At 58.7% G+C, this 22,037-nt stretch carries 18 protein-coding genes and 1 tRNA gene; 13 read left to right on the plus strand and 6 right to left on the minus strand.

The features are described from left to right. Positions 1-29 precede the first annotated feature (29 nt). Together ACN0SO_RS03640 and ACN0SO_RS03645 are read right to left on the minus strand one after the other, a co-directional pair. On the minus strand, positions 30-1,142 hold the full coding sequence (locus ACN0SO_RS03640; protein WP_417674608.1) for an iron-containing alcohol dehydrogenase: 1,113 nt from the start codon (positions 1,140-1,142) through the stop codon (positions 30-32). Positions 1,143-1,303: 161 nt separating this feature from the next. Next, a tRNA-Lys gene (locus tag ACN0SO_RS03645) sits at positions 1,304-1,379 on the minus strand. 422 nt (positions 1,380-1,801) lie between these two features. On the opposite strand from ACN0SO_RS03645, the gene ACN0SO_RS03650 reads away from it, so the two are divergent. From ACN0SO_RS03650 to ACN0SO_RS03670, 5 genes are all read left to right on the plus strand, one after another. After that, positions 1,802-2,098 carry a hypothetical protein gene (locus tag ACN0SO_RS03650; RefSeq protein WP_417674610.1) on the plus strand — a complete coding sequence of 99 codons (297 nt, stop codon included), beginning with the start codon at positions 1,802-1,804 and terminating at the stop codon, positions 2,096-2,098. Between the two features lie 175 nt (positions 2,099-2,273). Further along, positions 2,274-3,239 carry a TAXI family TRAP transporter solute-binding subunit gene (locus ACN0SO_RS03655; protein WP_417674612.1) on the plus strand — a complete coding sequence of 322 codons (966 nt, stop codon included), beginning with the start codon at positions 2,274-2,276 and terminating at the stop codon, positions 3,237-3,239. Between the two features lie 101 nt (positions 3,240-3,340). After that, the gene (locus ACN0SO_RS03660; protein WP_417674614.1) at positions 3,341-5,965 is read left to right on the plus strand and encodes a TRAP transporter permease; all 2,625 of its coding nucleotides are present in this window, start codon (positions 3,341-3,343) and stop codon (positions 5,963-5,965) included. Between the two features lie 14 nt (positions 5,966-5,979). Further along, positions 5,980-6,408, plus strand: coding sequence for a universal stress protein (locus ACN0SO_RS03665; protein ID WP_417674616.1), 429 nt, complete (start codon positions 5,980-5,982; stop codon positions 6,406-6,408). A 132-nt stretch (positions 6,409-6,540) separates the two neighbouring features. After that, on the plus strand, positions 6,541-7,278 hold the full coding sequence (locus ACN0SO_RS03670; protein ID WP_417674618.1) for a cytochrome c biogenesis CcdA family protein: 738 nt from the start codon (positions 6,541-6,543) through the stop codon (positions 7,276-7,278). Between the two features lie 35 nt (positions 7,279-7,313). Here ACN0SO_RS03670 and ACN0SO_RS03675 read toward each other — a convergent pair whose 3' ends face one another. Continuing rightward, positions 7,314-8,297, minus strand: coding sequence for a hypothetical protein (locus tag ACN0SO_RS03675; protein WP_417674620.1), 984 nt, complete (start codon positions 8,295-8,297; stop codon positions 7,314-7,316). Between the two features lie 375 nt (positions 8,298-8,672). On the opposite strand from ACN0SO_RS03675, the gene glmU reads away from it, so the two are divergent. The 3 genes from glmU (at position 8,673) to ACN0SO_RS03690 (ending at position 12,441) form a co-directional block, all read left to right on the plus strand. Beyond that, on the plus strand, positions 8,673-10,034 hold the full coding sequence (gene glmU / locus ACN0SO_RS03680; RefSeq protein WP_417674622.1) for a bifunctional UDP-N-acetylglucosamine diphosphorylase/glucosamine-1-phosphate N-acetyltransferase GlmU: 1,362 nt from the start codon (positions 8,673-8,675) through the stop codon (positions 10,032-10,034). Between the two features lie 125 nt (positions 10,035-10,159). Then, positions 10,160-11,986 (plus strand): glutamine--fructose-6-phosphate transaminase (isomerizing), encoded by a 1,827-nt coding sequence (glmS, locus tag ACN0SO_RS03685; protein WP_417674624.1) that lies wholly within the window; start codon positions 10,160-10,162, stop codon positions 11,984-11,986. Beyond that, a complete protein-coding gene (locus ACN0SO_RS03690) occupies positions 11,986-12,441 on the plus strand; it encodes a GNAT family acetyltransferase (protein WP_417674626.1) in 456 nt (151 codons plus the stop codon). Before glmS ends, ACN0SO_RS03690 begins: the two co-directional genes overlap by 1 nt. 35 nt (positions 12,442-12,476) lie before the next feature. On the opposite strand, the gene ACN0SO_RS03695 is transcribed toward ACN0SO_RS03690, so the two are convergent. Beyond that, entirely contained in the window at positions 12,477-12,857 is a 381-nt protein-coding gene (locus ACN0SO_RS03695; protein ID WP_417674628.1) for a YbaN family protein, read from the minus strand. 144 nt (positions 12,858-13,001) lie between these two features. Here ACN0SO_RS03695 and ACN0SO_RS03700 point away from each other — a divergent pair, with 144 nt between their 5' ends. Continuing rightward, on the plus strand, positions 13,002-13,754 hold the full coding sequence (locus ACN0SO_RS03700) for a DUF502 domain-containing protein (RefSeq protein ID WP_417674630.1): 753 nt from the start codon (positions 13,002-13,004) through the stop codon (positions 13,752-13,754). A 7-nt stretch (positions 13,755-13,761) separates the two neighbouring features. Here ACN0SO_RS03700 and recG read toward each other — a convergent pair whose 3' ends face one another. Next, on the minus strand, positions 13,762-15,864 hold the full coding sequence (gene recG / locus ACN0SO_RS03705) for an ATP-dependent DNA helicase RecG (RefSeq protein ID WP_417674632.1): 2,103 nt from the start codon (positions 15,862-15,864) through the stop codon (positions 13,762-13,764). Positions 15,865-16,046: 182 nt separating this feature from the next. Between recG and ACN0SO_RS03710 the strand changes: the two genes are divergently transcribed. From ACN0SO_RS03710 to ACN0SO_RS03720, 3 genes are read left to right on the plus strand one after another with little or no spacing between them, the layout of a single operon-like run. Further along, the gene (locus ACN0SO_RS03710) at positions 16,047-16,358 is read left to right on the plus strand and encodes a succinate dehydrogenase assembly factor 2 (RefSeq protein ID WP_417674634.1); all 312 of its coding nucleotides are present in this window, start codon (positions 16,047-16,049) and stop codon (positions 16,356-16,358) included. 25 nt (positions 16,359-16,383) lie between these two features. Further along, positions 16,384-19,869 carry a transcription-repair coupling factor gene (gene mfd, locus ACN0SO_RS03715; RefSeq protein ID WP_417674636.1) on the plus strand — a complete coding sequence of 1,162 codons (3,486 nt, stop codon included), beginning with the start codon at positions 16,384-16,386 and terminating at the stop codon, positions 19,867-19,869. Positions 19,870-19,886: 17 nt separating this feature from the next. Continuing rightward, positions 19,887-20,564: a hypothetical protein gene (locus ACN0SO_RS03720; protein ID WP_417674638.1), complete on the plus strand. Its 678-nt coding sequence runs from the start codon at positions 19,887-19,889 to the stop codon at positions 20,562-20,564. 60 nt (positions 20,565-20,624) lie between these two features. Here the strand turns inward: ACN0SO_RS03720 and ACN0SO_RS03725 are convergent, their stop codons facing one another. Beyond that, the gene (locus tag ACN0SO_RS03725; protein ID WP_417674640.1) at positions 20,625-21,308 is read right to left on the minus strand and encodes a protein-L-isoaspartate(D-aspartate) O-methyltransferase; all 684 of its coding nucleotides are present in this window, start codon (positions 21,306-21,308) and stop codon (positions 20,625-20,627) included. Between the two features lie 170 nt (positions 21,309-21,478). Between ACN0SO_RS03725 and ACN0SO_RS03730 the strand changes: the two genes are divergently transcribed. Continuing rightward, a complete protein-coding gene (locus tag ACN0SO_RS03730) occupies positions 21,479-21,913 on the plus strand; it encodes an FtsB family cell division protein (RefSeq protein WP_417674642.1) in 435 nt (144 codons plus the stop codon). The last annotated feature ends 124 nt before the right edge of the window (positions 21,914-22,037 follow it).

The following is a 22,037-nucleotide window of genomic DNA, read 5'->3' on the forward strand; positions in this document are numbered from 1 at the left end:
GCCTTTAAAACTGTGCGCTGACGAAATCGTCAGCGCGCCTCTTCCAGGATGGCCCGGTACTCGGCTTCGGTTGCGATCCGCGGATTGGTCGCATGGCAATGATCGAGGAGCGCGGCCTTGGCGACCCGGTCCAGATGCGCTGCGGTAACACCGAGTGCGTCCAGACCGGACGGAATACCGATATCCCGGTTCAACTGCTCGATAACGGCATCCGGCTCACCGCCGAGGATATCAGTCAAGACCTGCCATTTGGCTCCGATCACCTGGCGGTTAAACCGCAACACCGGCGCCATCAGGATGGCGTTCAGCGTGCCGTGGTGCAGATTGAGTTCCTTGATCGCACCGGCCGGATGGGTGAGGGCATGGACCGCCCCGAGGCCTTTCTGAAACGCCATGGCGCCTTCCATGGACGCCATCATCATTTCCCAGCGGGCCTGACGGTCGGATCCGTTCCTGACAGCAGCCGGCAGTGCGTTGAAGCCGCGCGTCAATCCGTCGATGGCAATGGCGTCTGCCGGCGGATTGATCGCTGGGGCCATGTAGGTCTCGAGGCAATGGGACAGGGCATCCATGCCGGTGGCCGCCGTAAGGAACGGCGGCAATCCCAGAGTTAGGTCCGGATCGCAGAGCGCAATGTTGGGCAGCATATGCGGACTGATAAGACCCAGCTTACGCCCATCCGCCAGATTGATCACCGCAGCCCGGCCGACCTCCGATCCGGTGCCGGAAGTGGTCGGAACGGCGATCATCGGGCAGATGTTGCCGGTGATCTTGCCGACACCGCCTTCGATCGCGGCATATTGCGAGAGCGGCGGCTCGTGGCCGGTCAGAAGCCGAAGCGCCTTGGACAGGTCGATGACCGATCCGCCACCGAATGCGATCACGCCATCGCAGCCTTCGCTGTCGTACTGCGCCTTAGCGGCCATGACCGCTTCTTCGGTCGGATTGGATGGCGTGCCGTCAAAGACGGGCAGCGCAGCGCCATAGGCCTCCGTCAGGCGATCCAGAAGGCCGGACGAGACAAGTCCCTGATCGCTGACCACCAGGGGACGCTTCATCCCGAGTTGTTCGCAATAGGTCCTGACCTTGGAAATCCCCCCGAAGTCGAACTCGATCCGCGTCAGATATGTAATCGTGGTCATGGCTTAGCCGCATCCTCCCGAACATTGAGTCCCGTTTTCAGCGACTTTTGATGCAGGTGCAAGTGGCAAAGGCGGCAGAACAGTTTATGCGTACGGGATTCCGGCGGTAGCGTACGTATCAGCCGGTCGCAGGTATATGATTGATTTCAAAGGGAAGGGGATGGTGAGCCGACAGGGGCTCGAACCCTGGACCTACTGATTAAAAGTCAGTTGCTCTACCAGCTGAGCTATCGGCTCTCACCATTTGTTAACGATCCCGTTCCATCCTCTGTAAGGCCTTCCGGAATCGAATGCAGACGACATGTGCTGGTATGCCGTTCGCGTTGTGGCGAGTGTGTATGCCGAGCCGAAAAAAGTTTCAAGGGGGAATTTCCCTAAATTCAAAGGCGATTTTACGGCCCACTGTAAAACCCGCCAATGGAAGTCGTTCAGATGTAATCGTTTTCCTGACCCTGCGTTAATAATATGTTGCGCTTTTTGAAAAATCAGGCAGTATACATTTGGTGTTTTTCTGACTTGATGTTACCTCATTTCAAAGTATTCGGTGTCGGCACTAAAAGTACGCACTAGTATTCTTGACAATGCCAACTGATCACATTTGAGCATTACCGTTGGTTGATAATATGCCGGTTTTGCTGACCAAGCACGCGAGATGAGCAATGCAGAAACGGACTATCGAACGGAATCCGGAAGCGGTGGAGCTTGAGTTCGTCAAGAGCCACATCGCAGCGACCATGACCCTGATTCACGGACTGATCGACCAGGGCGTTCTGGATCGGAATCGGCTCGACAGTTTTTTTGCCGGTTTCCTGGACGAACTACCCCATACGCGTGACACGCTCGGTCTTCGTCTTGTAATTGATCAATGGCGTCAGGGCCTTACCTCCGGCGAAGACGAAGCCAACCTGCGCCAGACCCTTTTCGAAGTGATCAACGGCGGCAAGACGGCGAACTGACAAGATCGAAAAGCGCCGTGCATAAGTCAAAACAGGCGCTACGTTTTTTCTCGACCTTTTCGTCAAAAAAGTCACGACGAGGGTTTTCTATCCGGTTTCTTTTTGGTTAGCTTTCACCTTCGGATTTTTCCGAATGGCCACATGAAGGGCCAATTCATAACGGTGGAGGTTTCCCATGAAAATCACGAGCCTTGCGCTTGGCCTGGCGGTATTCGCCGGTAGCTTCAGCGCTGCAGCTGCCGCCGATCAGAAATTTATTTCGATCGGAACCGGTGGCGTGACCGGCGTTTACTATCCGACCGGTGGCGCGATCTGCCGCCTGGTGAACAAGAACCGCAAGGAACACGGGATTCGGTGTTCGGTCGAATCAACCGGCGGATCTGTCTACAACATCAACACGGTGCGGGCAGGCGAGCTTGAATTCGGCGTCGCCCAATCCGACTGGCAGTATCACGCGTTTAACGGCACATCGAAATTCCAGGAACAGGGTCCGTTCGAGAAGGAACGGGCGGTGTTTTCCGTCCATCCGGAGCCGTTCACCCTCATCGTCCGCAAGGATACCGGCATCAAGAGCTTCGAAGACCTGAAGGGCAAGAAGGTCAATGTCGGCAACCCGGGCTCCGGCCAGCGCGCGACCACGGAAGTGGTGATGGATGCCTTCGGCATGACAATGGACGATTTCGCTCTTGCAGCTGAGCTGAAAGGATCCGAAATGGCCCAGGCGCTTTGTGACGGCAAAATCGATGCGATGATCTACACCATCGGTCACCCTGCGGCCGCTATTACCGAAGCCGCGACCACCTGCGACGTGGAACTCGTATCCGTCGCCGGAGCTCCGATCGACAAGCTGGTTGCCGACAACCCCTACTACCGCAAGGCCACCGTCCCGGCCGGCATGTACAAGGGAACCGATCAGGACGTCACGACCTTCGGTGTCGGCGCAACCTTCATCACCTCTTCGGATGTATCCGATGATGTCGTCTACACGGTCGTCAAGGCCGTCTTCGACAACTTCGACGACTTCAAGGCCCTGCATCCCGCCTTCAAGAACCTGAAGGAAGATGAAATGATCAAGGACGGCCTGTCCGCTCCGCTCCATCCGGGCGCGATCAAGTACTACAAGGAACGCGGCTGGATGTAACAGCTGCAGGAAAACGCCGGGCAAGAAATCGCCCGGCGTTTTCTTTCGCTCGGACCTGATTATGTCCGGGTATGGGAAATAAACGGGATCCGGGGGCGGTCATGTCGGAACAAAAAAGGCAAAACACGGAAGTCGATGTTGACCTGATGGTCGCGGAAGTGGAAAGCGGTGCGCGCTCAGCGGCCGGTTTCGCGGGAAAATTCATTCTCGGGCTGGCATTCGTCTGGTCGCTGTTCCAGCTTTACATCGCTTCCAACATTCCCTTCATTCTGACAGAGACGCTTGGCGTCAACGTGGTCTTCAACAATCAGGAGGCCCGTGAGATCCATCTGGCCTTCGCGCTTGCGCTGGCCATGCTGGCTTATCCTCTGTTCAAGAAAAGCTCGCGTCACCGTGTGCCGGCCTACGACTGGGCGCTTGCCATCATCGGCGCGGCCTCTTGCCTGTATTTGCTCTATTTCAAGAACGACATCGCAGATCGTGCGGGTCTGCCGACGACCGCCGACCTGATCTTTTCCACCCTCGGCATGTTGAGCCTGGGTATTGCGGTTTTCCGCGCGCTTGGCCTGCCGCTGGTCATCGTCGCATCTGTTTTCGTCTTCTATGTCTTTTTTGGGCACCTTTCGGTCATGCCGGATGCGATCCAGTGGAAGGGAGCCTCCTTCGGCAAAGCCATGTGGCATTTCTGGATGCAGACGGAGGGCGTGTTCGGCGTCGCGCTCGGCGTCTCCGCGTCCATGATTTTCCTGTTCGTCCTGTTCGGGTCGCTCCTGGAAAAGGCCGGCGCCGGAAACTACTTCATAAAGCTCGCATTCGCGCTGCTCGGTCATCTGCGCGGCGGTCCGGCAAAGGCCGCGGTGATGGCTTCCGCCCTGTCCGGACTTTATTCCGGATCGTCGATCGCCAATGTGGTCACGACCGGAACCTTCACGATCCCGCTGATGAAACGCACCGGCTTCAAGCCGGAAAAGGCGGGGGCGGTGGAAGTGGCTTCGTCCACCAACGGACAGCTGACACCGCCGGTCATGGGGGCCGCGGCCTTCCTGATCTCCGAATTCACCGGCGTCGCCTATCCGGAGCTGATCAAGCACGCCCTTCTGCCTGCGCTGATTTCCTATATCGCGCTGGTCTATATCGTTCATCTGGAAGCGTTGAAGCTCGGCCTGAAGGGACTGCAGAAACCGCCGGCAACCATGACCCTTGCCCGGAAACTGTCCGGTGTTCTGCTCGGGTTCATTCTGATGGCCGCGCTTGCGTCCGCCGTCTACTACGGCCTTGGCTGGATCAAGGTTGTCTTTCCGGGAATGACCTTTGCAACGGCATCGCTCCTGTTTCTGCTGGCCTATCTCGTCCTGCTGATCGTTGCCGCCCGGCATCCGGACCTGGAGATGGACGATCCCAATGCGCCTATGGACGTACTGCCCCGGGCCTGGGACGTCGCGGTGACCGGCTTCTACTATCTTCTGCCGATCATCATTCTGATCTGGTGCATCCTGATCGAACGGCTGTCGCCGACGCTGTCCGCCTATTGGGCGACGGTTGCCATGATCCTCATCGTTCTGACGCAAAGGCCGTTGAAATCGTTTTTCCGCCAGGAAGGCATGCATGCTGCTGCCTTTTCGAAAGGGTGGCGTGATTTTATCGATGGCATGATTGCCGGCGCCCGAAACATGATCGCGATCGGGGTCGCCACAGGCGCTGCCGGCGTGATTGTCGGAACCGTCTCACTCACCGGGGCGCACCAGGTCGTCGGCGAGTTCGTCGAATACCTGTCCGGCGGAAACCTGATGGCCATGCTATTCCTGGTCGCCCTGATGAGCCTCATTCTCGGAATGGGCCTGCCGACAACCGCAAACTATATCGTGGTGTCGTCGCTGATGGCGCCGGTGATCGTATCGGTCGGAGCCCAGAGCGGGTTGATCGTGCCGTTGGTTGCGGTTCACCTGTTCGTCTTTTATTTTGGAATTCTGGCCGATGATACGCCACCCGTCGGTCTGGCAGCCTTTGCCGCCGCCGCGATCTCGAGAGGCGATCCGATAAAGACGGGGATCCAGGGCTTCACCTACGATATCCGGACCGCGTTGTTGCCGTTCCTGTTCATATTCAACACGGAATTGCTGCTGATCGATGTCGGACCGGCCAAGGCCGTATTTATCTTTATCGTTGCGGTCATAGCGATGATGCTGTTCGCGGCCGCCACGCAGGGCTATTTCTTTGCCAGAAGCCGCATATGGGAATCCGTCGGCCTGCTTCTTGTCGCCTTCACACTATTCCGGCCCGGGTTCTGGCTCGACTATGTTCAGCCGCCTTTTGATGCGCGTCCGGGTACGGAAATCGCGGCGCTCGCTGAAAAAGAGCCTGACGGTGCAACGCTCAGGATCGTTCTGCGAGGACCGGATTACAAGGATACGGACAAAATCGACTATCTCACGATCCTTCTGCCTTTGGGGGACAAGACCGACGGCGTCAGCCGACTGGAGAAGATCGGCGTGGTCGTGAATGAAGACAACGGCAAGGCGTTGCTGGATGAACCGTTCCCCGGCAAATGGCTTGATCTGAAAACCAACGGACAGTTCGACTACTACGCGGATACGCCGGTGGAGATTGAAAAGGTCGAGATTGAAGCGACACGCGTTGCCAAGGAAATCTTTTATATTCCGGCCATTCTGCTGCTCGGTCTGATCATCTTCCTGCAACGGCGCCGCGCCACGGTTCCGGCATTCTGATTGGGGGAGGGAATATGTATACGTCTATTGTGGTTCCGATTGACCTGAGCGAAGAAAGCTCCTGGCGCAAATCCCTGCCGTCCGCCATTGCCATGGCCCGCACCTTCGACACGAACCTTCATGTCATCACGGTCGTCCCGGACTTTGGACGGTCCATCGTTGGCGGATTTTTTCCCGAAGGCTACGAAGCGCAGGCACTTGAGAAGACCTCCGAAATGCTCAAGGAGTTCCTGGGGCAAAATGTGCCTGAAGACATCGCATGCAAGGGGCACGTCGCGCACGGGATCATCTACGAGGAGATCAACAAGGCTGCTGACAAACTCGGCTGCGATCTGATCGTTTTGGCATCGCACCGGCCGGAACTGAAGGATTATCTACTGGGCCCGAATGCCGCCCGGGTGGTGCGCCATGCCCGGCAAACGGTGATGGTCGTCCGCGAATAACCCGCCTCTTGTCCACTCGGCTGCGACGACACGCCTCTCGCAAAGGTGAGGCGACTGTGTCTTTGTGCCTCGCTAATAGATGCACGGACCGTTATTAAGTCCACTCACATAAGCCGGGTTAAGAGAGTTCATATGCTGGAACACGTTTCGATACTGGGTGCATTTTTCGCGGGGATTTTGTCATTCGTCTCCCCTTGCGTTCTGCCTCTGGTGCCGCCTTACCTCGGTTTTCTGGCCGGCGTCTCCATGGAGGAGTTGACCGGTAAGGCGGACGAGAAATCCGCCTCCATGAAGGTCTTTACGTCCGCCCTGGCATTCGTCGCAGGATTTTCGACCGTCTTTGTCATTCTCGGCGCGAGCGCCAGCTTCATCGGCCAGTTCGTGACGCAATATATCGAGGTCCTCGGTTACATTGCCGGCGTCCTGATCATCATCATGGGACTTCATTTCCTCGGAGTGTTCCGGATTGGGCTTCTGTATCGCGAAGCGCGCGTTCATGTCGAACGCAAGCCGGCCGGCCACATCGGTGCTTATCTGATCGGTCTGGCCTTTGCATTCGGTTGGACCCCTTGTGTCGGTCCGATCCTGTCGGCGATCCTGTTTGTGGCAGGCTCAGAGTCCACGGTCGGCAGAGGCGCCATTTTGCTCAGCGCCTATGCGCTCGGCCTCGGCATCCCCTTCTTGCTTGCCGCGGTCTTCGCAGGCCCGTTCATCCATGCCATGAGCAAGTTCCGCAGGTACATGGGAATTGTCGAAAAGGTGATGGGTGGCGTTCTGGTGCTGACTGGCATCATGTTCCTGACCGGCCAGTTCGCCACAATGTCCTACTGGCTGCTGGAAACCTTTCCGGTCTTTTCCAAGATCGGCTGATCTGCGAATGCAAGGATAGCAGCTCCGGGCCGCCGCTAATTCGCCTTGGACAATTCAAATCCGGGGAGGGGGGCCCCAACATAAAGTGCCGGATGGCACGTGCCTGTGACCTCCAGCAGCCTGAGGCAGGCCACCGCCGCATTGGCTGCGTTTCCGAACGGACCGACAAGAAGCGCGTAGTGTTCGTCCAGATCGGATTTTGCGATGATCGGCCGCAGGTCCTTCATCCGTTCCTCGTTCTGCTCCTGGAACCTTTTCCAGGCGTCGGCCGCCTTCTCGGGGGTTTCATACCTCCCGACGACCGCGCCGAAATCGGAATGACTTATAAGTGAGGTGCCGGCCCCGGTCGATCGACCGACCGGTTTGCTGGGCGTAATCAGGGGTGGTTCAATGTCCTCGGGCCCGGGCGTTTCGGCGGGAGGAATTGAACCGGTCGTGATCGGGTCAGGCCCCGGTTTCGGAAGTTCGGAAATACGGACCGGTTCAAATACGCGTTCGGGTTGCTTCGGCTTCTGCGTGGAGGTAAGTGCAGCTTGCCCGCTGTTTTGCAGTTGCAAGCGTATCTTGGCATCGTTGCCCGAGATCGTTTCCGGTGCCGGCACAGATTCGATCCGTTTTTGCACCGCCTTGTCGCTGACCTCAATCGCCTTGCGCGCCTTTGGATGCGGAACCGCAGAAGGTGCCGCTGCGGTTTTTGGTGCATGTGATGGTTTGGCAGAGGTCACTTTTCCAGGTGCCGGTGCCGGCTGCTTCGGCTTGGTTTTCGCAGGGCCTTCCGGGCCGGCCGGGGCACCTTGCAAAAGTTCTTCTTCCAGCGCCGCGATCCGGCGCGAATAGGAAAGATTCTGTTCGGCGAGGGCTCCCAGGCGCCGTCGTAACGCCACGACTTCGCGTTGCAGGGTTTCGATTTGGGACGTGTTGATTTCGTCGGCGCCGGTCGCAACCCTGCCATTGACAGTCGGCATCAGACCGATCCGGTTATCGCCCGCGCTGTTTCCGATAGACGCCGTGGTCGTCACATCGCCGCCGGGCGGCAGGATCTGGCCGTATCCGGAGGACACGTGATTAGAGTCGGCTTCCCGGCCGAACTGCAGGGATGCAAACCCGATGCTGCCAAACAGAATAGCTGCAAATGCCCATGACAACAGGGACAGACGTTGAAGCGTCAACGTCTCCTTGACGACCTGCCTGGTCGATGTCTTGGCCCGCTTTTCAGGCAACTGGAAATCCCAAGGTAGAATGCATGCGAATCTGGCGAACTATATGTCCATCAGACCGCAATTATAGTTAACGGACAAGAAAGGCTTTCTGGAGATCAGACAGATCTTTCAATGTCCTGTGGATCGGGGCATACAGGCGGAACGAAGCGGACCGAAAGGAAGGGCTTATTCCTTATGACCAAGCGCAATTGTCTATCCATCGTTCTGGCTGCGGGCCTTGGCACCCGCATGCGCTCCGACTTGCCCAAGGTCATGCATCCGATCGGAAACCTACCTCTGATAGGTCATGTCCTGAACGCGTTGAAGGATGCCTCGTCGGACCGGGTTGCCGTTGTCGTCGGCCCCGGAATGGAGGACCTGGAAAAGCTGGTTACGTCCCTGATGCCGGAAGCAAGCTGCCATGTTCAGGCCGAACGTCTTGGAACCGCACACGCTGCATTGGCGGCCCGTTCTGCCCTGAACAAAGTTGCGGATGATGTTCTGGTTTTGTTCGGCGACACACCCCTGATCACTCCAATGTCCGTCGAAACAGTCCGCTGTGCATTGGCCGAAGGCGCCGATGTGGCCGTACTTGGGTTCGAAGCGGCCAATCCCTTTGGATATGGACGTCTACTCATCAAGGAGGGAGTACTTCAGGCAATTCGCGAAGAAAAAGACGCAACAGACGAAGAGCGCAAAGTTTCTTTCTGCAACTCCGGCATCATGGGCTTCCGGGGAACAATTTTCCTCGATTTGCTGGAAGCGATCGGAAACGACAACGCGAAGGGGGAATACTACCTGACCGACGCCGTCGAGATCGCAAACGAAAAAGGCCTTCAGGTCGTGGCAGTCGCCGCTGACGAGGAAGATGTGCAAGGGATCAATACCCGGGCCCAGCTTGCCGATTGTGAGGCTGTCTTCCAGAAACGGATGCGGGGCGCCGCCATGGAAGCCGGCGTGACCCTGCAGGCGCCCGAAACGGTGTTTTTTTCTCACGACACAGTCCTGGAACCGGATGTGACGGTGGAACCGAACGTTGTTTTCGGCCCGGGCGTGACCGTTGCGTCCGGCGCCCGGATCCGGGCCTTCAGCCATCTGGAAGGCGCTTCCGTCGGCGCGGGAAGCATTGTCGGTCCCTATGCGCGGCTGCGGCCGGGAGCGGAGCTTTCCGAAAACGTCCACATCGGCAATTTCGTGGAAGTCAAGAACGCGACCATCGGCTCAGGTGCCAAGGCAAATCACCTGGCCTATATCGGCGATGCCAGCGTCGGTGCAGGCAGCAACATCGGAGCAGGAACCATCACCTGCAATTACGATGGTTTCGGCAAGCACCGGACCGATATCGGCGCGGGAAGCTTCATCGGGTCAAACTCAACACTCGTTGCACCGGTTACGCTCGGTGACGGCGTTTATGTCGGCGCCGGCAGCGTGGTGACGGAAAACGCGGAAAGCGATTCTCTGGTCATCGGACGGGGGCGTCAGGTGGTCAAACCGGGCAGGGCGGCGGAGATCCGGGCCCGCTTCAAGGCCGCCAGGCAGGCTAAAACCAAAACCTGATCAACCGGTTTGGGCAATACTCAAACATCACCTGTCACGAACTGAAACAGGGTTTGATTTCAATCCCCTGCAGGGCGTCGTCTAAACGTCTCGCGTCGAAGCCGTTTTGAAAAAAGGTACATTGCATGTGCGGAATTGTCGGTATTCTTGGAAAAACAGATGTAGCTCCGCGCCTCGTGGATGCGTTGAAACGGCTTGAATATCGCGGTTACGACTCCGCTGGTTTGGCAACTCTCGTTAGTGGAAAGCTTGTCCGGCGGCGCGCGGAAGGAAAACTGCGCAACCTGGAAGCCCTGCTGGAAAGAAGCCCGCTGGCCGGCACTTCCGGCATCGGTCATACCCGTTGGGCGACCCACGGCGCTCCGACGACCGCGAATGCGCATCCCCATCAGGCTGGTGGAGTGGCGATCGTTCACAACGGTATCATTGAAAACTATCTGGACCTTCGCGACGAGATTGCGGCCAACGGTATGCGGACCGAGACGGAGACCGACACCGAAGTGGTCGCGCATCTGGTGAACATCGAACGGGAGAGGGGAAAGTCGCCGCAAGAGGCGGTCGCAGCCGTCCTGCCGCGTCTGAAAGGGGCCTTTTCCCTTGCCTTTCTGTTCGAAGGCGAAGAGGACCTGATGATCGGTGCGCGCAAAGGATCGCCCCTGGCCGTCGGCCACGGAGAAGGCGAGATGTACCTCGGCTCCGACGCCATCGCATTGTCACCGTTTACCGACCGGGTCACTTACCTGGATGAAGGCGACTGGGCGGTCATCACCCGCAACAGCGTCAAGATTTTCGATCACGAAAACAATGAGGTGGAGCGCCCGGTGTCCCGGTCCAGCGTTACCGCTGCGCTGATGGACAAGGGCAACTACCGCCACTTCATGGCCAAGGAAATCCACGAGCAGCCGGAAGTGATCGGACACACCCTGTCGCGGTATATGGACCTCTCCACGAAACGGGCGGACGTTCCCGGTATCGAGGCAGCCGATTTCGCCAATCTGAACCGGCTCGTCATTACCGCTTGCGGCACCGCCTTCTACGCGGGACTGGTGGCGAAATACTGGTTTGAAAAATACGCCCGGTTACCGGTCGAGATCGATATCGCCTCGGAATTCCGCTATCGCGAAACGCCGGTCAACAAGGGCGATTTCGCCCTGTTCATTTCCCAATCCGGAGAAACCGCCGATACGTTGGCGTCGCTTCGCTACTGCAAGGCCCATGGGGCGGTCATCGGCGCCGTGGTCAATGTACCGGAAAGCACGATCGCGCGGGAGGCGGATGTGATCTTCCAGACCATCGCCGGTCCGGAAATCGGCGTCGCCTCGACCAAGGCATTCACCTGTCAGCTCGCTGTTCTGGCCACGCTCGCCATCCAGGCCGGCCGCATCCGCGGTGTCCTGTCTGCGGAGCGTGAAGCGGACCTGATCGAAGACCTTGCCGCCATTCCGGGTCTCGCCGTCCAGGCCCTGAAGCAGGAAGTCGCCATCGAACGGCTGTCCCAACCGCTGTCCCGGACGACCAATGCGCTTTATCTCGGCCGGGGTACGAATTTTCCCTTGGCTCTGGAAGGCGCGCTGAAGCTGAAGGAACTGTCCTACATCCATGCGGAAGGCTATGCGGCCGGGGAACTGAAACACGGGCCGATCGCCCTGATCGATGAAAACATGCCGGTTTTCGTCATCGCACCCCACGACGGGATCTACGAAAAGACCGTCTCGAACATGCAGGAAGTTGCAGCGCGCGGCGGTAACATCGTTCTGATTACGGACGAAAAAGGGGCCGCGGAATGCGGTGCTTCAGCCGGCAAGATCGTGGTCATGCCGGATGTCCCCGAGATCGCCGCCCCGATCATCTACGCTCTGCCGGTCCAGCTCATTGCCTATCATACGGCCGTCTTCATGGGCACGGATGTAGATCAGCCGCGCAATCTGGCCAAATCCGTAACGGTCGAGTAATGCCGATACCGTCCGACTATTCCATCGTCACCTTTCAGGAACGGCATCGCAAACAGGTCATCGCCTTGTGGCAAGCCTGCGGTCTGATCCGGGCCTGGAACGATCCGGACAAGGACATCGACCGTAAGCTTAAGGACCGCAACGGTGGCTTCTTCGTCATGCTGTACCGGGATCCGGCTACCGAGGAGGGCAAGGTGATCGGCTCCGTTATGGCCGGTTACGACGGCCATCGCGGATCGATCTATTATCTTAGCATCTCTCCCGAACATCAGGGGTCGGGTTACGGCCGGCAGCTCATGAACCATTGCGAAGCGTATCTGATCGATCTGGGATGCCCGAAAATTAATCTGTTCGTCCGCAAGGACAACGAACAGGCGTCCGCCTTTTACGAAGGGATGGATTACATCCTCGAAACGAGCCTTGCTTTTGGAAAGCGGCTGATCCCCGACGATTGAGGGTCCGCCAGGCTGGGGTATTCAATCGTTCGGGGTTAGGAACCGGTCCCGGGGCCAGCCACCGACGGGCGCGTTCCCACGTAGAGCCCGCAAGCCACCATGAACACTCCGACGACGATGGCCAGCCAGGGCTTGGGATGGGCTACCCATAAAAAGACGAAAAAACCGAAAGCCATACCGGACAGGGCGTAGATTTTCGCCTTGACGGGCACAACACCGTGCTCACGCCAATTGCGCACGGGCGGACCGAAACGCGGATGGTCCAGGATCCGTTTTTCAAGTTCCGGTGACGACCGGGCGAAGGCAGCAGCCGCAAGGATGAAAAAGATCGTTGTCGGCATGATCGGCAGAAAGATACCGATAACGCCGGCAGCCACGCAGCCGAACCCGAGGAGCTTGAAGGTGGTGCGCCTCAAGGGGCTGCCTCCGTTTCGTGCAGTCGATCGCGCGGATCGCGCAAAATTAATCCAGCTACGGGATACCGCAGCGCACTTAAAACAACTATGTAGTGGACTTGAGAAAGAATTGCGACGGTTTCGTCGTATCAAGAGGTGTCCATAATGACGCGCGATAGCTCCAGGGAAGATATTCCGGCGGGCGGCCATAAAGGCCGGGTAACGACCCGCGTGCGGAACTATTTCCTGACCGGCCTTGTTATCGCGGGCCCGATCGGAATTACCCTGTGGTTGACTTGGACCTTCATACAGTGGGTCGACGGTTGGGTGAAGCCGTTCGTGCCGAAGGTCTATAACCCTGACACCTATCTGCCTTTCCCCGTTCCCGGTTTCGGCCTGATCGTCGCGATCGTACTCCTGACGATCGTCGGTTTCGTGACGGCGAATTTCGCCGGGCGAAGCCTGTTGTCCTTCGGCGAATCCGTTGTCGGACGCATGCCGCTGGTGCGAAACATCTACAGCGGCCTGAAGCAGATCTTCGAAACGGTGCTCGATGAGCGGGGCAGCAGCTTCACCAAGGCCGCCCTGATCCAGTATCCACGCAAGGGCCTGTGGGCGATCGTTTTCATCTCGACGCAGACCAAAGGCGAAGTGGCGCGCCGTCTGAGCGACAAGGCCGATCTTGTCTCGGTCTTCCTGCCGACAACCCCGAATCCAACCTCCGGTTTTCTGCTGTTCGTCCCCCGCGAAGAAATCATCGAACTTTCCATGTCGGTCGAGGACGCCGCCAAGCTGGTCATTTCGGCGGGGTTGGTCAATCCGTCCTATCCGGAAATCCTTGATGATCTGATGGAAAAGAAGCCGGAGCAGAAAGGCATTTCCAGGCCGTCTGCCGAGACGCCCCGCGAAGACGCGTGAGCGCCAATTAGCCGGCTCGCAACAGCCGGATCGCTTCGTCCCGTCCGAACAGATAAAGCAGACATCGTAGCGCATCGCCCCGTTTTCCCTGCAGTTCGGGATCGGTTCCCAGGATCAGCCGCGCATCGTCGCGGGCCGTCTCCAAGAGATCCGCATGGTGTTCCACCTGGGCGATCCGGAAGCCCGGTGTCCCCGACTGCCGGGTTCCGAGGATTTCACCGCCGCCGCGCAGCCGCAGGTCCTCCTCGGCGATCAGAAAGCCGTCATTGGTCTCCCGCATGATGTTGAGCCGCGCCTGGGCCGTTTCCCCTAGGGGGCCTTTGAAGAGGAGAACACAGGAGGAAGGCCTGTCACCGCGGCCGACACGTCCGCGCAACTGGTGAAGCTGGGCAAGGCCGAACCGTTCGGCATGCTCGATAACCATGATGGTCGCGTCGGGAACATCGACCCCGACCTCGATCACCGTGGTCGCCACCAGAACACGGGTTTCGCCCCCCTTGAACGCGCTCATGGCCGCGTCTTTTTCATCCGCGCTCATGCGCCCGTGTACAAGGGACACATGTTGCCGAAGAATCTGCTCTAAAACCCGATGACGATCTTCCACCGCAGCGAGGTCGATCTTTTCGGATTCTTCGACCAGCGGGCACACCCAATAGACCTTTTGCCCCTCTCGGACGGCCGCGCCGACGCGGTCCATGATCTCGTCCAGCCGGTCGAGCGAGGCCGACACCGTCTTGATGGGTTTCCGGCCGGCCGGCTTGTCCGTCAGGCGCGAGACGTCCATATCGCCGAAACAGGTCAGCACCAGGGTGCGCGGGATCGGGGTCGCCGTCATGACCAGCACATCGACGCCCTTGCCCTTTGCCGACAGCGCCAGCCGCTGATGAACGCCAAAGCGGTGCTGCTCGTCGACGACGACCAGACCCAGATCCTTGAACGTGACCGTTCCCTGAAACAGAGCGTGGGTGCCGACGGCGAGATCGATCTCACCGGCGTCCAGCTTTTCCTGGGTGAGCCTGCGTTGCTTCTGGCTGTCCTTGCCGGTCAGAAGGGCGATGCGAATTCCGGCCTTTTCGCATAGCGGCGCCATGGACGCGAAATGCTGGCGAGCCAGGATTTCGGTCGGCGCCATGATCGCGCCCTGCGCCCCGCATTCGATGACTTGCGCAAGGGCGGCAAGGGCTACGACGGTCTTGCCGGAACCGACGTCGCCCTGCAGCAGCCTGAGCATGCGCACCGGCTCCGCGAGATCTCCGTTTATCTCGGCAATCGCCGTCTTCTGGCTTTCGGTGAGTTGAAAGGGCAGGGCGGCGATCACCGCTTTCTGCAACCTTCCTTCGGGCTTGCGCGCAATCCCGCCGAGTTGACGCATATTGGCACGCACAAGGGCAAGGGCCAGTTGGCTCGCCAGCAGCTCGTCATAGGCCAGCCGCTGCACATAGGGCCCTTCGGGGGAAATGTCGGATTGCTCCTGCGGGTGATGGATCGCCTTGATCGCGTCGGCGAAATCCGGCCACTGGGTTTGCCGCAGATAAGCATCGTCGAGCCATTCGGGCAGCTTCGGCACGCGTTCGGCAGCGCTCTTGATCGCCTTTTGCAACGTCTTTGACGCCACCCCTGCCGTCAGCGGATAGATCGGTTCCACCGGCGGCATGGCGGCGGCTTCTTCCGGCTTCAGTACATAGTCCGGGTGGACCATCTGCGGGCGTTCGTTAAACCAGTCCACCTTGCCGGAAACGATCCGCCGTTCGCCTTCCGGGAACATCTTTTCCAGCCAGTCGCGGTGCGGATGGAAAAACACGAAGGCGATCGATCCGGTGTCGTCGGACGCCAGGATCCGGTAGGGCGCCTTGCCGTGGCGCGGTCCGGGCATGTGCTGGTCGATCATCACGTCGAGGGTAACGATGTCGCCGTTTTCCGAATAGGCGATCCCCGGCTTGTGGCGCCGGTCGATCACGTTCTGCGGCAAGTGGAACAGAAGATCGGCTATGGTCGCTTCCCGATCAGGATGGGATGTGACCAGAGTGGACACCAGCTTCGAAATCTTCGGTCCGATTCCCGGCAGCGACGAGACCGGGGCGAACAGGGGATCGAGAACCGAAGGACGCATGATGGACGATGACTTCCTGACGAAGGGCAGACGAGTTGTTCTTGTGCCACGAAGCGCGACTTGTTCGCAATGTGGGACAGGAACGCTGACAGGGACGTTCTGCAACGCTATATAGCGGCCAGCGATACCGCAAAGGCCACTCCTGCCGGCTGAGACGCCGGCGACAGCGAACAGGTTTCACGATGAGCGAACTTCAAACCGATCAGGGGACGCCGGAACGGGACAACCGGCGAAAGAAGATCCTATTCCGCTGCTGCCATCGGGGCATCAAGGAAATGGACCTGCTGCTCGGCGGCTTTGCCAAGGCACAGATCGATGACCTGAACGACGACGAACTGACCGAACTCGAGCGCCTGCTGAATGCAAACGATCATGATCTTTATGCCTGGATGACCGGCAGAACCCAATTGCCGGAAGAATGGGACGGTCCGCTGTACCGTCGTATCATCGGCTATTGTGAAGACGCGATCGCAGCCGGCATTCCGCTGAACTGAACCGACCTATCCGAGGAAGACGCACGTGTTTGAAAGCCTGCTGAAAGACCAGGCCAACGTTACCCTTGCCAGTGTGCCCGACGGGGCCGAAAGCTATGCGCTTGCCCGCATTCTGGCGGAAAACGACCGGAAGGGTCTCGCGCTGGTCTTCGTCGCCCGCGATGCGACGCGCATGCAGATGGTCGCCGAAGCTCTGCGGTTTTTCGATTCCAAAATCCAGACCCTGCAGCTGCCGGCCTGGGACTGCCTTCCCTATGACCGAGTATCCCCAAACCCGGCCATCAGCGCTCGCCGGTTGCTCGCTCTCGGCGCGCTTGCCCATGGACTGCCGGAAGATCGACCGACCGTCCTGCTGACGACGCTCAACGCCGCGCTCCAGCGCATGCCCGAGCGAAACTGGATGGCAAAGCAGACCTTTGCCATGGCACCGGGCAACCGGGTCGATATGGCGGACATCGCCGCGTGGCTGGAAATGAACGGCTTTTCCCGAACGCCAACGGTCCGTGAAACCGGCGAATATGCCGTACGCGGCGGTATCGTCGACCTGTTTACGCCTGGCTCCGAGGAGCCCGTCCGGCTCGACTTTTTCGGCGATACGCTGGAGTCGATCCGTTCCTTCGATCCGGAAACACAGAGGACCTCGAAACAGCTCAAGCGGCTCGACCTCGTTCCCATGAGCGAAGTCGTCCTGACCGAGGATGCGATTTCCCGGTTCCGTCGCGCCTACCTCACCAGTTTCGGCGCCGCCAGCCGGGACGATGTCCTCTATCAGTCGATCAGCGACGGCCGGCGTTATGCCGGCATGGAACACTGGCTGCCCCTGTTTCACGAAAAGCTGGAAACCCTGTTCGATTACATCGGCGATACGCCCCTCGTGCTCGACACCTCGGCCGCCGATGCCATCCGTGAGCGTCTCGACCAGATCGGCGAGCACTACAGCGCACGTCAGGAAGCGCGCGAGGCTGGCGTTTCAGCCGGCACGGTGCCCTATATGCCGGTTGCCCCGGACGAGATCTATCTGACGCGGGACGAATGGACCGCAAGCGTCGCCGATACGGCAAGTGCCGCCATGGATCCGTTCATGCCGCCGCCGGGGCAGGGCAAGCAGGTCATCGATCTGGCCGGACGTCAGGGGCGTTCCTTTGCCGCCGAACGGGCGGCCGGTGACGTCAACATCTTCGATGCGCTGATCACCCACGTCAAAACCCTGCAGAAAGACGGTAAGCGTACGGTCATCGCCTGCTGGTCCGACGGATCCCGCGACCGCCTCGGCCAGATCCTCGGCGATCACGGGCTCGGCACAACACGGGACGTCGAATCCCTCGCCGATGCCCGCGAACTGCCGGAAAAGACCACGGCGCTGTGCGTTCTCGGGATCGAGCATGGCTTCGAACTTGCCGACATCGCCTTCATCGGCGAACAGGACATTCTCGGTGATCGCCTTGTACGGAAGAGCCGACGCAAGGCCAAGGGCGCCAATGTCATCACCGAGGCGACGGGTCTTGCGGAAGGCGATCTGGTCGTCCACGTGGAGCACGGGATCGGCCGCTTCATCGGCCTGAAGACCATCGAGGCTGTCGGTGCGCCGCATGATTGCCTGGAACTGCAGTATCACGGTGGCGACAAGCTTTATCTTCCCGTCGAAAACATCGAGCTTCTGTCACGTTATGGCTCCGACGATACGGATGCTCAGCTCGACAAGCTCGGTGGCGGCGCCTGGCAGGCGCGCAAGGCCAAGCTCAAGAAGCGCATTCTTGAAATTGCCGACGGCCTGATCAAGACTGCGGCCGCCCGCGCGCTGAAAACCGCGCCCGTCGTCGAAACGCCGGAAGGTGTCTACGATGAATTTGCCTCTCGTTTCCCTTATGAGGAAACGGACGATCAGCTCACCGCCATCGACTCCGTCTTCGAAGATCTCGCCGCCGGCCGGCCGATGGACCGGCTTGTCTGCGGCGATGTCGGTTTCGGCAAGACCGAAGTGGCGCTGCGCGCGGCTTTCGTCGCCGCCATGTCCGGACGGCAGGTCGCGGTCGTCGTACCGACAACGCTTCTCGCTCGCCAGCACTACAAAACCTTTTCGGAACGCTTCCACGGCCTGCCGATCAACGTGGCCCATGCCTCGCGCCTCGTCCCTGCGAAGGAGCTGAGCAAGGCCAAAGCAGGGATTACCGACGGCTCGGTCGACATCGTCATCGGAACCCATGCGCTGCTCGGCAAATCGATCAAGTTCCGCGACCTCGGCCTGTTGATTATCGATGAGGAGCAGCATTTTGGTGTGAAGCACAAGGAAAGGCTGAAGGAACTGAAATCCGACGTCCATGTGCTGACCCTTTCGGCAACCCCGATCCCGCGCACGCTGCAGCTCGCCCTGACCGGGGTCCGCGAACTGTCGCTGATCGCCACACCGCCGGTCGACCGGCTGGCAGTGCGGACCTTCGTTTCCCCGTTCGACCCGCTGGTGGTGCGCGAGGCGCTCCTGCGCGAGCATTATCGTGGCGGTCAGAGCTTCTACGTCTGTCCGCGCGTATCCGACCTGGCCGAAACAAAGGCCTTCCTGGACGAAAACGTGCCGGAACTGAAGGTCGCCGTCGCCCACGGCCAGATGCCACCGGGCGAACTGGAAGACGTCATGAATGCCTTCTATGAAGGCAAATACAATGTCCTGTTGTCGACCACCATCGTGGAATCCGGCCTGGACATTCCGACCGCCAACACCCTGATCGTCCACCGGGCCGATATGTTCGGCCTGTCGCAGCTGTATCAGCTCCGCGGCCGTGTGGGGCGGTCCAAGACCCGCGCCTATGCCTTGTTCACGGTGCCGGCCAACAAGATGCTGACCACGACTGCCGAACGGCGGCTCAAGGTGCTGCAGTCGCTGGAAACCCTCGGTGCCGGCTTCCAGCTCGCCAGCCACGACCTCGATATCCGCGGCGCCGGCAACCTGCTCGGCGAAGAACAGTCCGGGCACATCAAGGAAGTCGGCTTCGAGCTCTACCAGCAGATGCTGGAGGAAGCCGTGGCCCAGCTCAAGGACGGCGGTGCGGACATGGGCGAGGAGCATTGGTCGCCGCAGATCAACATCGGTACACCGGTGCTGATCCCGGAAGACTATGTGCCCGACCTGCAACTGCGCCTGCAGCTTTACCGTCGCCTGGGCGACCTGACCGAGGCGGAGGAAATCGATGCCTTTGGTGCGGAGATGATCGACCGTTTCGGTTCGCTGCCCGAGGAAGTCGCCCATCTGCTGAAAATCGTCTTCATCAAGGGCCTGTGCCGCAAGGCGAATGTGGAAAAGGTCGACGCCGGACCGAAGGGGATCGTCATCACCTTCCGCAACAGCGAATTTCCCAATCCGGCAGCCCTCGTCGGCTATATCTCGGAGCAGGGGGTCTTGGCCAAGATCCGTCCGGATCAGAAGATCGTGCTCACCCGGGACTGGGAGAAGACCGACGACCGGCTAAAGGGGACCGCAACGGTCCTGACCAAGCTGTCCCGGCTGGCGGCGGCTTAAGGAGACAGAACATAGTCATGGCAAAGCCGGTTTATTCCATATTTGAGGCTGCAAAGACCGGACGGCTGGGGTCTGTCTTTCTGGGGCAAACCAAGAATGAGCTTCTTCATGCTAATCCCTGGCTAAGAGCCGCTCCAAAAGATTGGTATCAGGAAGGTTCTATCGACGGGGATTACACCGGTTGTTGGTACGATTTTCGGCCATACTACGAAATCAAACTGTACACGACTGAAAAACCGTATCACGTTACGGCGATAGAATTTCCGCTGCCGGATGTGTTGGACGTTCACATCTATAATACGCCAGACTATTTTCCGTACCATCCCAGTTACCTCGAAGAGGTCGGCACTAAAAATCCCCTTGATCTGTTTGGATTTCTCGTCGATCTGGGTGGTCTATATTCAGATGCGCTCCTGAGAGATTGCGAGGACATCCTCCATGGCCGCGACTTGAAGGTCTTAAAGCCGTACGTACATGATTTCTTGTCGGAAGAATTCCGCCTGCGTGTAGACACTTACCTCGAACTCCTCTTTGGAAGATTGGAGGAAGAGGACTACTTTTCGCTTTATCGTGCGGAATTGTTCTTGAGGGAAGTAGATGAAAAGAGCCTGTTTCTAGACATAAGCGTTGCCGAGCAACATTGGGCGACGGAACTTGAAAACAGGTTGCTAAAACTGGCATCCGCCGAAATGTGAATTGATATCATCTCCATGCGATCCACGGTTGCCCCAAAAGTCCTTCGGATGCGACCGGGTTTATGTCCATGACTTGGACTGGTCCCAGCCTTCCTCGCCGATAAGCGGCACAAAGCAGACGCCGCCGAGGTCTTCCTCCTCGAACGTTTCCTCTCCGGTTCGCGTGACACGGACAAGCCGTTGGTTCCAAGATGACGGACCGACGGGCACGACAAGGCGGCCGCCGATCTTGAGCTGGTGTTTCAGATGCTCCGGGACAGTCGGACCGCCCGCCGTCACCACGATACCGTCATAAGGCGCGTCGTCTTCGTATCCGAGGGTGCCGTCGCCGCAGATGACCTTGATGTCGTCATACCCGGCCGCTTTCAAGTTTTCCCGTGACAAGGTGACGAGTTCCTCGATGCGTTCGATCGTGACCACGTTCGCACCGGCTTCCTTCAGCACGGCCGCCGCATAGCCGCAGCCGGTCCCGATTTCCAGAACGCTCTCGCCACCCCGGAGCTTCAGGGCTTCCGTCATTAAGGCAACGATATAGGGCTGGGATATGGTCTGCCCCTGGCCAATGGGCAGGGGACGGTCATCATAGGCGCTGAAGATATGGGATGGATCTACGAACAAATGCCGGCGGACCGACCGCATGGCCTCCAGCGTCTTCGGATCGCGCACGCCCCGATGGGCGATCTGCTCCTCGACCATGCGCAACCGTTCGCTCTTGAATTTTTCTTCCAGATGGTTCCCGGCCATCGGCGCACGCCCTCCCGGATCCGGCTCGCCTTCAGGGACTATAGATCCATATGAGTGTTGAGAGAAATCCAAGGCAGACCGAATTGGTGTTTATACGGGCATATCAAGAGCTATGCGGGTTCAGCCCCATGCCGACGGCGCGTTCTTGACCTGTATTCGATCCAAAATCGGTGGAAGTTTATCGGAGATATAAAGGGACTGTTAAGCCTGCCTGCGGCATCCTGTTTGAAAGAGGCCCGCAGTACAGAGTTCAAGGTCCCAACGTGCCTGCTACCACACGTCAGCGCAAACAATCCTTCATTCGCCGATTGATCATTCCAGTCGTTGCCCTGTCGGTCCTGACCTACTTCGGTTTTCACGCTCTCAACGGCGAGTTGGGGCTCGTTGGCCGGGCCCGGATCGAGCATCAATTCGACGATCTGGAGAAGCAACTGGAAGTTTTGGTTGCCGAAAGAAAGGCGCTCGTCGCAAAGGTCAGCCTGCTGCGCCCGGAAAGTCTGAATCCGGATATGGTTGACGAACGGGCCCGTCTCAATCTTAATCTGGTACATGGTGACGAGCTGGTGATCTTGCGGCCCGGGAACAGCTATCAGAAAATAAACTAATTTCCTGTTAAATAAGAACAATAAACCAGAATTCAGTTAATCAAATAATACCACGTAATTACAACAAGATAACTGAAACCAGAGTACCCGCTTCACTATCTTGGAACGTCTAGGGTGACAGGCT

The sequence above is a fragment of the Roseibium sp. genome, from assembly GCF_048260565.1.
GTDB lineage: Bacteria > Pseudomonadota > Alphaproteobacteria > Rhizobiales > Stappiaceae > Roseibium.

Bases quoted from the DNA above. Each gene is read 5' to 3' on its own strand.
- ACN0SO_RS03640 (WP_417674608.1), bottom strand. From the start codon at position 1,142: ATGACCACGATTACATATCTGACGCGGATCGAGTTCGACTTCGGGGGG.
- ACN0SO_RS03650 (WP_417674610.1), top strand. From the start codon at position 1,802: ATGCAGAAACGGACTATCGAACGGAATCCGGAAGCGGTGGAGCTTGAG.
- ACN0SO_RS03655 (WP_417674612.1), top strand. From the start codon at position 2,274: ATGAAAATCACGAGCCTTGCGCTTGGCCTGGCGGTATTCGCCGGTAGC.
- ACN0SO_RS03660 (WP_417674614.1), top strand. From the start codon at position 3,341: ATGTCGGAACAAAAAAGGCAAAACACGGAAGTCGATGTTGACCTGATG.
- ACN0SO_RS03665 (WP_417674616.1), top strand. From the start codon at position 5,980: ATGTATACGTCTATTGTGGTTCCGATTGACCTGAGCGAAGAAAGCTCC.
- ACN0SO_RS03670 (WP_417674618.1), top strand. From the start codon at position 6,541: ATGCTGGAACACGTTTCGATACTGGGTGCATTTTTCGCGGGGATTTTG.
- glmU (WP_417674622.1), top strand. From the start codon at position 8,673: ATGACCAAGCGCAATTGTCTATCCATCGTTCTGGCTGCGGGCCTTGGC.
- glmS (WP_417674624.1), top strand. From the start codon at position 10,160: ATGTGCGGAATTGTCGGTATTCTTGGAAAAACAGATGTAGCTCCGCGC.
- ACN0SO_RS03690 (WP_417674626.1), top strand. From the start codon at position 11,986: ATGCCGATACCGTCCGACTATTCCATCGTCACCTTTCAGGAACGGCAT.
- ACN0SO_RS03700 (WP_417674630.1), top strand. From the start codon at position 13,002: ATGACGCGCGATAGCTCCAGGGAAGATATTCCGGCGGGCGGCCATAAA.
- recG (WP_417674632.1), bottom strand. From the start codon at position 15,864: ATGCGTCCTTCGGTTCTCGATCCCCTGTTCGCCCCGGTCTCGTCGCTG.
- ACN0SO_RS03710 (WP_417674634.1), top strand. From the start codon at position 16,047: ATGAGCGAACTTCAAACCGATCAGGGGACGCCGGAACGGGACAACCGG.
- ACN0SO_RS03720 (WP_417674638.1), top strand. From the start codon at position 19,887: ATGGCAAAGCCGGTTTATTCCATATTTGAGGCTGCAAAGACCGGACGG.
- ACN0SO_RS03725 (WP_417674640.1), bottom strand. From the start codon at position 21,308: ATGGCCGGGAACCATCTGGAAGAAAAATTCAAGAGCGAACGGTTGCGC.